The following is a 14,694-nucleotide window of genomic DNA, read 5'->3' on the forward strand; positions in this document are numbered from 1 at the left end:
CGCTGCGAAGGCTTTCAATGCAAAATGCCTTCGCGGTGCAGGAATTCCTCGTTGACACCAGGAAAGCGCCGCAAATCTCTGGGCAGCGTCGGTATTCTACTGCCGCCATGTTCCCAATTGATTATCATTCGCGAATGGCGTTTCAACTTCCCAAGACCTAGCAAGGACAATCGCCGCATATGCTCAGTTTCATAGAAAAAAAATTGGCCACCATGCCGTTGTCCAGAGTTCTAATCTGGGCTGCGATGTCAGTCGGCCTGTCGGTCGCTATTTCCCAAGGCGCGCATGCTGAACCGATCAAGGACCGTGTCTTGCGCGAAGGGCGGATCACAATCGGGATCCTCAACCAGGCACCCTGGGCCTACACGACAACCAAAGGTGACTTGGCCGGAGCCGGCCCTGACATGATTAGAGCCGTGCTTGAGCCCGCCGGGGTCAAGAAGGTCGATTTCGTCATTATGGAGTTTGGAGCGCTGATTCCGAGCTTGTTAAGCGGGCGCATTGACGTCATCGGTGTCGATTTGTCGATAACTCCAACTCGTTGCGAACAAGTAGTGTTCAGTGAACCTACTATTGCAATTAAGGATGCGCTTCTTGTAAAGGCGGGTAATCCGGACAACATTCACAGTTTCGCGGATATTGCTGCCAATCCGAAAATTCGGCTGGTGGTTGGACGAGGCAGTACGAGCGGTGACAATGCCGTGAAGGCCGGAGTGCCGAAGTCGCAACTGCTGTTGCTTCCAGGAGAACAAGAGTCCCAGCTCGCCGCGGTCTACGGCGGCCGAGCAGATGCCATTTCTGCATCCAAGACGACCTTAAGCGCGTGGCTTGAAGACCCAAAGGTGAAGGGCGTAGAGCTCGCAACACCTTTTACCGGGTACGTAGAAAAGGGGCGAGAGTCAGCGCTCTACACCGCGATCGCATTCAGGCCGGAAGACACGGCGCTGCGCGACGTCTACGATGAGAGCCTTAAGAAGCTCAAGGCCGATGGCACCGCCGACAAGATCCTTGCGAAGTACAACTTCACTGAGCTAGCTCCGAAAGACGTGACCACACGCGAGCTCTGTGGTGACAAGTATCGCTAAACAGATCATTAACTTTTCTACCCATCTTTCCGTAGCTGTCGAGAGCTTCTGTCCTGCGCTGGTTGCCGCAGGACGATGATTGGAAGATTGAGACGGCGCGCAGCCGGTCGTATCCGTAAGCCGGAACTTCTGGACCAATAAGCTTCAGTTTATCATCCGATGTAGTCGACAATTTCGGCGTAGGCAGTCGGCTGGAAAGCCCGCCAACTACTTCTAAAAGCTCGATGTCTTGAGCCTGATCGCAATTGCTTGGACGAGTTCAAGGCGCAAGTTGTGGCAGAGGCGCTGGAGCCTGGCGCGAGCGTACCGGCATTCACCCGTCGCGGCTGTTTGCCTGGCGCCGTGATGCCCGGGCCGAGTTGCATTGTCCCTCGCGGTTTTCAAGTCGCGAGGGTGAAGGTGTTCCTCGCCAGCCATCGAGTCGACTTCTCCAAGGTTATCGATGGCCTTGTTGCGCTTGTGCGCGATGCGGGCTCAGATCCGTTCGACGGTGCGCTTTATGTGTTCCGGGCCAAGAGAGCCGACAGAATAAAGATCGTATGGTGGGATGGGTCCGGCGTGTGCCTCTATTTAAAACGTCTTGAAAAGGCGGAGTTCTGCTGGCCTCGGATCGGGCATCATCGGGTGCAGCTCAATCCGGCGCAGTTGATGGCACTGGTCGACGGGATGGACTGGAAGCGGGTCCGGGCCATGGCGGTCAAGCCGCCGGAGATTGTGAATCAGCGGGCTGAAAGGGCAAGAGAACCGGGGCAAAATGTGCTCTGGTCGGCCCAATGACCCGCCCGATCTCAACCTCCCGAATGACGCGGAGACGCTGCAAGCCATGGTGCTTGCCATGGCTGAGAAGGCGGCTCGTGCCGATGCTCTGGAGAGCGAAGTCGCCGATCTCAAGGCGCGCAACGCACCGATGGTCACACAGCCGGCGCAAGTTCTACGAGCTGCATGTTGCAGGAAGCTCGAAAGTGGCAACGACAAAGCCCCGACGCTCGCGTTGCCGCGCGCCAGCAAGCCTCCGCGGCGATCGTCGCGGACCTCTTCGATCTCTGGCAGCAGACCCTGCGGCGGATCTCCGGCAAATCAAAACTGGCTGAGGCGATCCGCTATGCCATCTCGCGCCGTGCCATCTTCGAACGCTTCCTGACCGATGTTCGCATCGAACCCGACTCCAACATCATCGAACGCGCTATCAGGCCACAAACAATTACGAGAAAAAATCCCCTCTTCGCCGGCAGCGGACGAACCTGGGCGACCATCGCGACACTGCTGCAGACAGCGAAGATGAACAATGTCAATCCGTTCGCCTGGTTTACCGTAACGCTTCAGCGCATTGCCAACGGCTGGCCGAACAGCGAGATCGAGGCGCTTATGCCATGGAACCACGCCGCCTGAACTCAGCTTGCCGCTTACGCTTCAACTATCGCCTCAGCGAATAGGCGCCGCACGCGGAGCGGCGGCCTCACTCCTTGCGCTCGACCGCCCGCATGAGTTCGAACAAGCAATCGCCTCGCGAGGTGAGCGATGGGAATCTCCGGCACAATACACGTCCGGCTCTCGGGAAACGAAGTTGCAAAGGGGGCTGGTTAGGGTTGTCAAGGGAATGTAGCGAACCAGCGATTTGCTCTTCATGAACATCGTCCCCGATGTTAGCGGCAGGCTGAAACAGTCCCTCACAATCTGCGTAGATGGCGTAATCTCGCCCAGGAATCTCCATCAGCTCGCTACCCCCGCTGGGAGGGACTACGATTGCAGGCGTAATACCCATATGCTTGAGGAGGCGCCGCACACCTTCTTCGGCCACCCGCAGGCCGAGCGGCGACAAGGTTGCGCCGCCGCCCAGTTCCGTGGTGATGGTAGGCACACCAAGTTCTCGGCTTACGGCGTTGAGCGTTGTGGCTCCCCCTCCCCCGTCACCATTGCTGATGAAGCTGGCTGGTGCTCCGAATACCTGAACCAGCTCGAGAAGTTGTTTTGTTTCTTCACTGTTCCGACCAGGCCGAATGAGGGCGCATACCATATGATCGAATGAGAAGCCTCCTGAATGCAAATCCACGGCAAGATCTGCCATGGGCAAAAGCACGTCACTCACGTAGTGAGCTATCATTTCTGTCGGACTTCCCAGAGCCTTACCAGGGAACATGCGGTTGAGATTTCCCTCATCCAGCGGCGATACACGTCGGCCAGCTTTGACGGCGGGATAGTTCAGGGACGGAATGATGATGACCCGACCGGCAACGTCATCTTGCTTGAGCTCGCGAGCTAGATTCATCAGCGCAATCTGCCCTTCGTACTCGTCGCCGTGGTTTCCGGCGATCAGCACAGCCGTTGGCCCGTCGCCATTGCGAATGGACACGATCGGGATTGGAATCCACCCATACGCCGATCTGTCGCTCGAATAGGGCACTCGCAAACAGTCGACGAATTTTCCATCGCGATTGAAGTCAATCGGCGTCCAAATTCTCGTCTGTACTTTCATGAATCGTGCCCAACCGACGGATTTGATTACTGGAATGCGCTCATGGGATAGTTCGCTGAGAAACTCGGGACCATTCTCGCGAACGAATAGGACTTCCTCGAACTGAACACGGCACCGTTTTTGCTCAAGTTTAGGCTCGATATGGAATATTATGCCGGCCTCAATTTCCGTTTCAGCTTGGCCGCAAGCGATGGCGGCTCAGTTAAGTCCGGTCCACCCCCGTGACCAATTCGTGAAACTTGGTTGTAAACCCGGACCAAGGTCGGCTTCCGCCCAGCGACGCTTGAACTCAATGAAAATTTCGCAGCAGCGCAATCTAGGCTAAATGGCCTTGGCAAGATCGATAGTTAGCGAACGCACCGCCGTATATGTCTTCTTCTCCCACTGAGACGGCTCCCCACGCCTCGCGATCCGATTCCGATCTGCTGGATATCCGCCGTAAGTTGCTCGGAAGTCGGTCCCAAATGCAGTGACCTGCTCGGAGCTTTCGGCCGGAAGGGGGGCGACCGTAATAGAAGTCACCATCGCTAAACAGCATCGCAATGGGAGGTGCAGTTTCGGCTCCATATTGTTGTACGTCATCGTCCCCATCCTTCACGGAGCCATGCCATCCCAAGCATTCCTTGAAGGGACGAACTGCTCGGGCCACTCAATTAGCTTGCAGCAACCACGTATACCTAGTATTGATAGCGGACTGCAGTCAAGACATATTCTCCAGTATGTCGGGACCACGCGCCGCGACGACGGTAATCGGCGCATCATCGAATTCTAGCGTTCGCGCAAATGCCTGTAGTCAGTGCCCATCTGAGAATCGCTTGGGTCTAGGCAGCTCGCGCAATTTCCATGAGCTGGGAGACATCAATGTCAGCTGCTTCATACGGTACGAACAAAGCTGCCGAGCCTATCGCCGGCGAGTTTGAGCATATTTTGTTTCCCCGCGCGCCCATCCATCAGGACGCATCGCTACTGGCAAAATTTCTCTCGACCTTGGCGTATGAGGAAATTCCATCTGATGCAGTGTACAGAGCCAAGGTTATCGCTCTGGATACAATCGGATGCATCGCAGCAGGAAGCGACACTCCACTCGGGCGATCCATACTCGCAACCTATGCTACCCAGCAATCATCCGCTGGATGTTCCGTACCCGGCACTTCCGCACGCCTGCCGCCGTCGATGGCAGCCAAGGTCAACGCGTGGTTATCCGATGTGCTCGACTTTGAAGATACATGCCTCGGCCATCCGTCTGCAACTGTTATACCCGCAGCGCTGGCAACAGCGGAATACCTTGGCGCTTCACCGAGGCAGTTTCTGGCCGGCATTGTCGCAGGCTACGAGGCAGGCACCCGCTTTCACGATGCCACGCAGGCGACACCGGAAGTCTATAAGCGCTTCGCGGTTTATCACGCATGGCACGGGATTGCTGCTGGGGCGGCTGCGATCGTCACGGCGGGAGGAACTGAGGACCAAGTGCGATCTGCTCTGGGCCATGCGGCCGCCAACACTTCTCTTCCTCTTTGGTACGTGCAGTACGGGCGACCTGCGCATGCATTGAAAGCAAATTTTGGCCAAATGGCGCTCGGTGGAGTCGACGCAGCATTGTGCGCACGAGAGGGAATCGTTGGACCGTTCGCGATGTTGAGCGATGCTGAGAGAGGCTTCGCATACATCATTGGATCGGATCGTTTCGACCCCCAGCAGCTAAGCGCGGGACTAAGGAAAATCTGGAGAATACGGGAATCTTGCCTGAAAGCGTTTCCTGCGTGCGGCTTCCTTCACACGTCAGTTGACGCTGCGAGTAAGATCGTCAGCGAAATTAAGATCGACCCACGAAGCATTGCACATCTTACTATTCGGACATTTGGCCGAATCGCGGACTGGTTTTCGGACAACGCTCCTGCCTCCGATATCGACGCGCAACTCTCGGTTCAATACGTATGCGCGATGGCACTCCTCGGTCTAAGGCCTGGCCGCGAATGGTATACCCCCGCACTTTTGGCAGATCCCCGTGTCGGCGAGCTTATGAGCAAGATTTCAGTTGAGATCGATCCGGTTGCTGAAAGGGGGTTTTGGGATAATAAGTTTTCTTCTACGGTAAACGTCTCCTTGATTAATGGAGAAATGCATACAGCAACTGTTGACTTGGCACCGGGGCACTGGCTTAGACCTATGAGCGAATCGGACGTTGCGAACAAGTTTCTGGCCAACGTGAAGGGAACGTCTCTAGAGTATCGCGGTGAAGAGCTAATTAGAGCGATTATGAAGCTTGATGAGGCGCCCTCGCTGAAAGAACTTCAGACGTTGTTGGCGGGATAGCCTTTATCAGCTTAGAGCATGCAGGAGCAGCGAAATCGAATATTCAGCGCTGTGCGCGACAAATTGTCGGTCGCTTGGAGTGCCGGCAATTCGTCCTTTGGGAGTAGTTTGTCCCGTGTAGCAGCTAGTCACGCCAAGCTTGAAGAAACTCGTCGACCAGGGTCGATCACCCTCTTCATCTCATTGCAAGGCTCTGCGATGATTCATGCAGGTCATCAATTCTGTCCGCAGTGTATGGCATCCAAGCCGGTTGTCGCAAACGCCGTGGTCCCGGCTTGACCCAACATCGAGGAGAGATTGTTCCACGATCCGAACAGCATTCCTTTTCGAGGCACTTTTCAAAGTGGAAGCCGTCAACCGACACGCCCACGAAGCCATCCAGCGAGACAAGAGCTGTTAATTTGTGCACCCAACAGCCGCACTAGGCATGTCCGAGCGAGGCGGTGACAACGACAGCGAATGTCGGTGGATGCGCCGCAGCCTGGAGATCGGCCGGTCACTAAGCCTCGTGTGATAATTGTACCCACTGCTAGCGGCGTGGTTCCATGGCATAAGCGCCTCGATCTCGCTGTTCGGCCAGCCGTTGGCAATGCGCTGAAGCGTTACGGTAAACCAGGCGAACGGATCGACGTTGTTCATCTTCGCTGTCTGCAGCAGTGTGGCGATGGTCGCCCAGGCTCGTCCGCTGCCGGCGAAGAGGGGGATTTTTTCTCGTAATTGTTTGTAGCCTGATAGCGCGTTCGACGATGTTGGAGTCGAGCTCGATGCGACCATCGGTCAGGAAGCGTTCGAAGATGGCACGGCCCGAGATGGCATAGCGGATCGCCTCAGCCAGTTTTGATTTGCCGGAGATCCGCTGCCTGGCAACGCGATTTGCATCGACCATTTCTTGTAGCGCGATCTGATGTGCGGGGTGATCGAACTGCTGCTCCTGGAGCCAACGCAAATAGCGCATCGTCCAGCCCTTTTTGCGGGGATAGGCGCGGCCATGCTTGAGCATGAAGGCGCTCACCTGCTGTCGGTGGATCCGCAGCGTCTCAACCGCTGCCGATGGGGCGCGAACGAGGTCGCGCATCGCTTCGTGACCTTCATCGGAAACCCACACAGCCGTCAGCTCGCCGGCGCGGAGCAGCCGCGCGAGAAAAACGGCGTCCCCGCGCTTCGTCTTCACACGATCGCCCGGCTTCCTTGGGACCAGCGATGGCGCCACCACCGTGCATTGGTGGCCGAGCGACCTTATCATGCGAAGACCGATCGCCGGTCGGGCCGACTTCGTAGCAGAAATGCACGCGGTCCAAACCGGTTAGCGATCCGCCCTAAGACGCGGCGCAGGTTGCTGGCCGAAGCATCGACCTCACCGAAGAGCCGAACCTCCCCCTCCCGGCCTGCGTCAGCAATCGCGACGGCATTTCTCCGCTTGGCCACATCGATTCCGACGAATGCTTCCCTATAATCTGCCACGGCTCGTCCTTCTGTGATGAGGATCGGCTCGGTGCGCCCGAGCAACCCTCGGACGCGCAGTGTAGGGCGAGCCACCTCATCGGCAGAGGCGGACATACGGTCTTAAGATACGCTGCCATGGCTTTCGATTCTGATGCAGACGCTGTCATATGGCTCATATGCCACCATCATCGGACTTCGCCGGATACCAGAGGTGCTGATGGGGATGCCAGCCGATTGTGTATGCGACAGACCTCCTGGAGGCCGAAGCGTTCCATCAGGCGGACCTTGATCATCACGGCCGCACTTGCTTCCCACCTCTTCAGCGAGCTAGAAAATTCCGTCCTTTTGCGGAAAAATGTAGGGTTTCGGTAGCACGCCGCGAGCGATCACCTCACTCGCGTTGAGCATGCCATGCAACAGAGCGAAATCGGAGGGTGGCTGGCTGCCACTTTCGGAACGTCTCGGCTATCATTTGTAATACGGAATTCCAAACCTCGGGGGAGACTTGACTCGGGATATCATGTCTCCCCGCCCAATAATTAACATACCGCTCCTCGCTCATGGGAACCGATTCGGTGGCCGCGATAGAGATGCAGTTCCTCAGTCCGGGATATTGGTTGAGGAGCGCCTCATAGGTTGTCATCTGACCAACGAGTGGAGTAAACGCCCGTCGTAGGGCTGGCGCTATATCGCGGATCCGGTTTTCAACTTCCAGTTGAAACGGATCAGTCTCAAGATCCGAAAAGTAAGTCGCAATTGTAAAGAAACCGCGGGGTCGTAAGATTCGCATGCTTTCGCGAAGCGCTTCGCTTGCACTCATCAAATGGAACGACATGCAGTAACAAACCCAATCCAGCGACGCCTCGACCAAGCCGGTGCATTCTCCCGGTGCATTGATCCAAGAGACCGCTGGACAATTTGTGCCAGACCTCCGCCCCACCGCAACCATCTGACTCTCCGGTTCGACTGCGTAGCCTGTAAGCCCCATATCGGCTAAGGCATAGGCAATGAGGCCCGTACCTGCGCCGATGTCCCCGAAGATTGGACTCTCGGTTACGTGTTTTACTTGATCAAGAAGCGTCTGAAGTACTCGCCGTGAGTAAGGTGGAAACGACGGATAGAACTCTGCTATTTCGGAAAAGTCTCCAAACGAGCGCTTCTTAGCAACTTGCATCTTCGTCTCCGTTACCTTGATGATTTCTTTAGAACTGTGGCCGCGCCAAACTGCGGTTGGCAGCAATCCCACCGTCTCGTAAGAGAACAAGTCAAGACTCGTGCCAACCTGCCTGGCCAAGGTCGAAAGAGAAGTGTTTGATTGCCTTCAGCGGGTTAGTCTGCGGGGCAAAGTGAACGACTGGCAAACAAGCTTATGTTGCGGCCCCGACAAACCCAACAGATGGTGTCGGCATTCGAGCAATGGGGTTCATTCCCCACGACCCGCTCTTAAGATACACGACCGAGGCGCTGGAGTTCATTCCGCGTCAGTCGAAATTGGAACGCCGCTCTCCGCCCGCGGCTTTGGGGTCCTGATACAACAAGGTCAAGGAAAACAGTTGATCGATGGTGTGTTTGGACAACATCGCACAGCCCCTTAAGTTTCGCGGATCACTCCGCTGGTGCCCAAGCCAAGGCGTCGTGACTGACCGCGCGAGGTTGATTTCCGGAGGTGATCAGCGTCCTGCGTTACCTGGTCCGCTCCGGTTGTGGTTGACGGATGCCGCCGAGCCATTTCGGGCCTTGGCAGACGGTTTACGGCTGGTTCTGTGAGTTGACACGGCGCTTTCTGTTCAATCCACGACGTGGCGCTAATGCTGGATCGCGAGCGTGCCGAGCACGAGGCCAGTCCCATTGGCCGAGGTAATCGACAGCCGATCGGTCAAGGCTTCGCAGGCTGAAACAATAAGCTACACGCCCCGAGAAGACTGTTGGCCGCAAGTGATACATTGCCGTCGATACGGATGGGCGGCTCTTGATGGTCAATCTCACCATCGCCGACAGGTCCAACCCCGCCGCTGGGTCGTCGATCATACCTTCGGATGGATGATGCGCTCGCCCAGGCCGGTGCGCGACGACGAGAAGAGCCCGAAGCTCTTAACAGCTGCCGCATGAAAACTCAGTGGCACGTCAAAAGCGCATCGACGTCTCTGTGGTGACGCAGGCGCAGGTTAAGTGGCGAAACTGTTCAACCTAAGAGGCTGTTTTTAAAAGCGGGTATGGGCATTTCGTCGGATGAGGTTTCCACCTCAAACACGGCGAAGAAGAGTCTCGTCGGAAGGGTAACCCGAAATCCCTGCACAGCTCTACTGACGTCGCGCAAAAGACCGACGGAATGCTCGGCATAGGCAGAGGGACAGCAAAGTTGCCTATAGCCCTCAATGCTGGAGTGCCAAACAGCAGGATTCTGCAATTCTCGGATGTCCCCTCGGAAATGTTGGCGTTACTCGCCGGACGCGTCGATGCAGTGGCATTAGCGGTTGCCAGCGTCAACGCCATGGCTGCCACCAATGACCACGTCGAGCGTGCGAACCCACGTACCCAACCAGTAGGCGCCGACGGCAAACATATTTTGGGCTACTCTTCTTTAGCATTTCGCCAAGCGGACGCGGATCTTAGGGATGCGTATAACCTTGAACTTGAGAAGTTGAGAGACAGCGGCAAGCTGCTCGATATCCTGAAGGCCTATGGCTATACTGAGAACGAGCTTCCGGCTGTCAGGGTTACTGCAGCGAGTCTGTGTAGGTAGCAGATTGCGAAACCAACCTGTGAACGTGGAGGTGGAGCTATGCCGCCGACGACAGGCCCTGGGGCGGTCTCGATCCGCCCGGAATAGCCTACGTCTACGCACCCGACCGCAAAGCCGTGCGGCTGTTCAGCCATTTTGCCGGCTTCAAGGGCGTCCTGCAGGTCGATGGTTACAACGCCTATCCAAAGCTTGCCGATCGCGGCGAGGTCGAGCTCGCCTTCTGCTGGGTGCACATGCAGCGCAATTTCTACGAACTCGCGGTCGCCGGCCCCGCGCCGATCGGCAGCGAGGCGCTGACGCACATCGCCGCGTTCTACGCGATCGAGAAGGAGATCCGCGGCCGCAGCGCCGAGGAGCGCCGCCTCGTGCGACAACAGAAGAGCCGGCCGCTGGCTGATGCCTTCGAGGCCTGGCTGCGCGCGAAGCAGTCGCTCATCAGCCAAAAGATCAAACTCGCCGCCGCCATCCGCTACGCCCTCTCGCGCTGGCAAGGGCTGACGCGCTTCACCGATGATGGCCACATCGAGCTCGACAACAATACCGTCGAACGATCAATCCGTGGCATCAAAACTCAGTCGCAAGAACGCGCTGTTTGCCGGATCCGACGGAGGTGCCGAGCATTGGGCCGTCATCGCGTCCCTGGTTGAGACCTGCAAGCTCAACGACGTCGACCCACTTGCCTATCTCACCGACGTCCTGACGCGGATCGTCAACGATCATCCCAACCGCGACATCGACCAGCTACTGCCCTGGGCCTACCGCGCCCAAGCAGCCCTCAAAGCCGTGGCTTGAAAACGACGCTTACGATGAACTCGAGGAGAGGCCAAATAACTTAGTCGCAACGCGCATTACGGCGCCGCCGCAGATCCAAGCGCGCGCACATCGAGGTGACACACCGCCTCACCAGCGCTCAAGTCGACGCCGTCGTGGGCGCCCCTGATCTGACGACGTCCTGCGGCCGGCGCGACCGGGCCCTTCTATCGTTCTTGCCGAGAGCTGGCATCCGCCTCTCCCACGACTCCGGTTGGAGCTAAGGCGCCCGCAGGTGCTGCTTCACGGCAAGGGGCGTCGCACCCGCGTCGTTCCCCTTCCTCAACTGCAGTGCTTTCGTGGCCAAGCGATCGGATCAGATGGCGCAGGCCATGGACCGTCGGACAGGCCTCGTAACATCAGTGGTGCAGATGCAGCAGTCCGGCTCCAATAAGGGGCTTTGCGCCGATATTCCGCGATGATTTGCAGGAAATTGGTGAAGTGCTGCGTGATGTTGGGTCTAAGCTATAACTGTTGTCGGCCGTGATCGTTAGCAATATGGAACGCTCAAGCCGGCGCTAAGCGCAGAGCCAAGCCAAAATGACCGCTTATTACGAGGTTCGGGGGTCGTTTTTCGCTTGATCGACTTGAGGAATCGCAGTCAAAGTATGGCTGGTATATCAGGTTCTTGCTGTAGCACGAAAGGGTAAAATGAACACTTCTTCGCTTCAGCCGTCTTCGCCGCAATGGTCCATGACGTCGCTCGCGAACAATGATCCGTTTCCGAGCTATGACGAACTGAGAAAAAGGGGGCCGGTGGTTTGGGATCCTGGTATGCAATGCTGGCTTATATTGAGCTATGACCTTTGCAGCATGATCGAATCCGACGAGGCTGCCTATCGGATCGTCCCCGCCGACCTTCCTGATTGGATGATCGACATCAGAGGCGGTAAGAGCGGCCTTTCGACGCTGGTGGGAGAGAAGCACGCGCGTATGCGTCGTATTTATATGACGCTCTTCAGTCCTAAACAGATAGCTACGTACCGCGACAGGTATGTTATTCCAATACTAAACTACAACATCGAGCAATTCGCCCATGCGGGGCGAGCTGAGCTGTTTAGCCAGCTCTGCGAGGTGACGCCGATTCGAGTGATCATGGCCCTCTGCGGACTTCCCTGGAAGGACGATGATTTTGTGTCCCGGCTGCTGACCGCAAGTGGGGATGTCGTGGCCTGGACCGGTATGGGGCATCCGAACAACAATGAACTGATTCAAAAAGCAAGGGCGGCTGCCGACGAAGCAAGTCGCATGATCCTCCCCTATGTGCTGGAGCGTCAGGATGGGCACGGCGATGACTTCGTAAGCCAAATGTGGGTTCGGGCCGCCAAAGACTACGGAGACGTTGGACCGGATGATATGTTGGCAGTCGCGAAGGAGTTCATTGCTGCAGGGGCGCATACGACTGTGCACGCTCTCGCCAATGCAATCTATCTGTTTTTGTCCGACCCAGCGCTGCGTGAAGCGGTGACGAAGGATCAGAATATGAAGCTAAATTCTCTGATCGAGGAGGCCTTGAGAACCCTCGGGTCTCCGCAATGGCGCTTCAGAAAGGCAAACCGCGAGGTGTCTCACGGCGGAGCAACGATAAAGAAGGACGATTTGATCTGCCTCTTGCATGCGGCTGCAAATCGGGATCCCGAACACTACGCATGTCCGCACATGATCGACTTGGAGCGGAAGCGGCCCAATGATCACTTGGCGTTCAATGTTGGTCCGCGGACTTGCGTCGGTATGCCTCTAGCAAGGTTGGAGCTCCGAGAGTGTCTCAAAACACTAGTCCATCGCTTTCCAAACCTCCGTCTTGATCCATCGATGGAGCCTCCGCACTTCAGGGGATTTACGCATCGCTCATTTGCTCCACTACACGTGCTCTTCTAAGAGCAGCCTATCATGAAGGTCTTGGTATATGACGAGACGGGACGGGCGGTCCAGCTCGATGAGCCTGCCTCAAAAACGCTTATGCAGGCAATCCGTGATGCGGGATTGCATATAGTCGCTCAATGTGGCGGTTCAGCATCATGCGGAACCTGTCACGTGTATGTCGAAGATGCTTGGTGCGTCAAACTCGAGCCACCCAGCGAGATCGAGGCCGCGATGTTGGATTTCGTCGAGGCCCGTAGTGAGAATTCGCGGCTGTCCTGTCAGATTGAGCTCTCCGAGGATATCGATGGTCTCACGGTGACACTCGCGCCTGGTTCCTCTTTGAGGAATTCTGCGGAAAGCTGATCGTTGTGGGAAACAAGCCGAACAACCCGGGTCCTCCACTTGGGATGCTGAAACCGTGTGGCAGAACAGAGATCGGAAACGGATAGGCGGAAGGACATTGTCATCACTGGGGCCGGACAGGCCGATTTCCAAGTTGCGCACTCGCTTCGCGATGTTGGTTATGATGCACTGTCGTTCGTGCCGTTGGTGTCGGAATCTTCGCTATCCGCGGCTGCGGGGCCTTCCGGATCGCCCGACGTAGCTGCTGTTACGGTTGAGTTCCTGGGTGCACGGGTGGAGGTACGCGGAACGCCTGGCCTTGCCCTGCCGAGTGATGTGTTTTTGGCGCTCCGACGGACCTGTTCATGCTGACGCCACTGCGGGCCTCATGATTTACGTTGCGACCCAGCCTGTGAACTTCAGAAAGGGCGCGGATGGCTTGACGCTCTTGGCGAGAGAGACGCTAGTGCTTGGTGTTTTGATTTCAGAACACGACGACCGAACGGATCGACTTGCCCTCGTGCATGAGGTCGAAGCCCTTGTTGATCTCCTCGAGCTTCAGCACGTGGGTGATCATCGGATCGATCTGGATCTTTCCGTTCATGTACCAGTCGACGATCTTCGGCACGTCGGTGCGACCGCGCGCGCCGCCGAAGGCGGTGCCCTTCCAGACCCGTCCGGTGACGAGCTGGAACGGCCGGGTCGCGATCTCCTTGCCGGATTCCGCAACGCCGATCACCACCGAGACGCCCCAGCCTCGGTGGCAGGCTTCCAGCGCCTGACGCATCACGTTGGTGTTGCCGGTGCAGTCGAAGGTGTAGTCGGCGCCGCCGTCGGTCAGCCCAACCAGGTGCTGGACGATGTCGCCGCTTACCTTGGTCGGGTTGACGAAATGCGTCATGCCGAACTGGCGGCCCCAATTGTCCTTGGAGTCGTTGATGTCCACGCCGATGATCTTGTCGGCGCCGACCATCTTGGCGCCCTGGATCACGTTGAGGCCGATGCCGCCGAGGCCGAACACGACGACGTTCGAGCCTGGCGTCACCTTGGCGGTGTTGACCACCGCACCGACGCCGGTGGTGACGCCGCAGCCGATGTAGCAGCTCTTGTCGAACGGCGCGTCCTCGCGAATCTTGGCCACCGCGATCTCGGGCAGCACGGTGAAGTTCGAGAAGGTCGAGCAGCCCATGTAGTGGAAAACCGGCTTGCCCTTGTAGCTGAAGCGCGAGGTGCCGTCGGGCATCACGCCCTTGCCCTGGGTGGCGCGGATCGCGGTGCAGAGATTGGTCTTCTGGCTGAGACAGCTTTTGCACTGCCGGCATTCGGGCGTGTAGAGCGGGATCACGTGATCGCCCGGCTTCACCGACGTCACGCCGGCGCCGACCTCGCGAACGATGCCGGCGCCTTCGTGCCCGAGGACCGACGGAAAGATGCCTTCGCTGTCGAAGCCGTCGAGCGTGTAGGCATCGGTGTGACAGATGCCCGTCGCCTTGATCTCGACAAGGACCTCGCCGGCCTTGGGGCCTTCCAGGTCGAGCTCGACGATCTCAAGCGGCTTCTTTGCTTCGAATGCGACTGCGGCGCGGGTCTTCATCGTAGCCCCCATTTGCGTTGTAGCTCTA

At 57.3% G+C, this 14,694-nt stretch carries 9 protein-coding genes and 4 pseudogenes; 9 read left to right on the forward strand and 4 right to left on the reverse strand.

Features of this window, described 5'->3' with window-relative positions; all coding sequences use genetic code 11:
* Positions 1-179 precede the first annotated feature (179 nt).
* The 3 genes and pseudogenes from ehuB to ACE103_RS08815 all read left to right on the forward strand — a co-directional run.
* Complete coding sequence (gene ehuB / locus ACE103_RS08805) at positions 180-1,085, forward strand: ectoine/hydroxyectoine ABC transporter substrate-binding protein EhuB (protein WP_375779104.1); 906 nt, start codon at positions 180-182, stop codon at positions 1,083-1,085.
* A 249-nt stretch (positions 1,086-1,334) separates the two neighbouring features.
* Positions 1,335-1,862 (forward strand): IS66 family insertion sequence element accessory protein TnpB, encoded by a 528-nt coding sequence (gene tnpB, locus ACE103_RS08810; protein ID WP_375779105.1) that lies wholly within the window; start codon positions 1,335-1,337, stop codon positions 1,860-1,862.
* A gap of 131 nt (positions 1,863-1,993) precedes the next feature.
* Positions 1,994-2,474, forward strand: a pseudogene (locus ACE103_RS08815) (transposase); the annotation flags it as partial.
* A 67-nt stretch (positions 2,475-2,541) separates the two neighbouring features.
* Here the strand turns inward: ACE103_RS08815 and ACE103_RS08820 are convergent.
* Positions 2,542-3,558 (reverse strand): succinylglutamate desuccinylase/aspartoacylase family protein, encoded by a 1,017-nt coding sequence (locus ACE103_RS08820; protein WP_375779106.1) that lies wholly within the window; start codon positions 3,556-3,558, stop codon positions 2,542-2,544.
* A gap of 861 nt (positions 3,559-4,419) precedes the next feature.
* On the opposite strand from ACE103_RS08820, the gene ACE103_RS08825 reads away from it, so the two are divergent.
* On the forward strand, positions 4,420-5,871 hold the full coding sequence (locus tag ACE103_RS08825; RefSeq protein WP_375779107.1) for an MmgE/PrpD family protein: 1,452 nt from the start codon (positions 4,420-4,422) through the stop codon (positions 5,869-5,871).
* 534 nt (positions 5,872-6,405) lie between these two features.
* Here the strand turns inward: ACE103_RS08825 and ACE103_RS08830 are convergent.
* Positions 6,406-6,727: pseudogene (locus ACE103_RS08830) on the reverse strand (transposase domain-containing protein); the annotation flags it as partial.
* A gap of 978 nt (positions 6,728-7,705) precedes the next feature.
* Positions 7,706-8,578, reverse strand: coding sequence for a class I SAM-dependent methyltransferase (locus ACE103_RS08835; RefSeq protein ID WP_375779108.1), 873 nt, complete (start codon positions 8,576-8,578; stop codon positions 7,706-7,708).
* A gap of 334 nt (positions 8,579-8,912) precedes the next feature.
* On the opposite strand from ACE103_RS08835, the pseudogene ACE103_RS08840 reads away from it, so the two are divergent.
* The 5 genes and pseudogenes from ACE103_RS08840 to ACE103_RS08860 form a co-directional block, all read left to right on the forward strand.
* Positions 8,913-9,343: pseudogene (locus tag ACE103_RS08840) on the forward strand (transposase); the annotation flags it as partial.
* Positions 9,344-9,643: 300 nt separating this feature from the next.
* Positions 9,644-10,057 (forward strand): hypothetical protein, encoded by a 414-nt coding sequence (locus tag ACE103_RS08845; RefSeq protein WP_375779109.1) that lies wholly within the window; start codon positions 9,644-9,646, stop codon positions 10,055-10,057.
* Between the two features lie 32 nt (positions 10,058-10,089).
* Positions 10,090-10,849, forward strand: a pseudogene (locus ACE103_RS08850) (IS66 family transposase); the annotation flags it as partial.
* Between the two features lie 669 nt (positions 10,850-11,518).
* Positions 11,519-12,745 (forward strand): cytochrome P450, encoded by a 1,227-nt coding sequence (locus ACE103_RS08855; protein WP_375779110.1) that lies wholly within the window; start codon positions 11,519-11,521, stop codon positions 12,743-12,745.
* A gap of 12 nt (positions 12,746-12,757) precedes the next feature.
* Positions 12,758-13,093 carry a 2Fe-2S iron-sulfur cluster-binding protein gene (locus ACE103_RS08860; RefSeq protein WP_375779111.1) on the forward strand — a complete coding sequence of 112 codons (336 nt, stop codon included), beginning with the start codon at positions 12,758-12,760 and terminating at the stop codon, positions 13,091-13,093.
* Between the two features lie 463 nt (positions 13,094-13,556).
* Here ACE103_RS08860 and ACE103_RS08865 read toward each other — a convergent pair whose 3' ends face one another.
* Positions 13,557-14,666, reverse strand: coding sequence for an S-(hydroxymethyl)glutathione dehydrogenase/class III alcohol dehydrogenase (locus tag ACE103_RS08865; RefSeq protein ID WP_029080046.1), 1,110 nt, complete (start codon positions 14,664-14,666; stop codon positions 13,557-13,559).
* Positions 14,667-14,694 lie beyond the last annotated feature (28 nt).

Origin of the sequence: Bradyrhizobium sp. ma5, from assembly GCF_042258955.1 — a bacterium.
Taxonomy (GTDB): domain Bacteria; phylum Pseudomonadota; class Alphaproteobacteria; order Rhizobiales; family Xanthobacteraceae; genus Bradyrhizobium.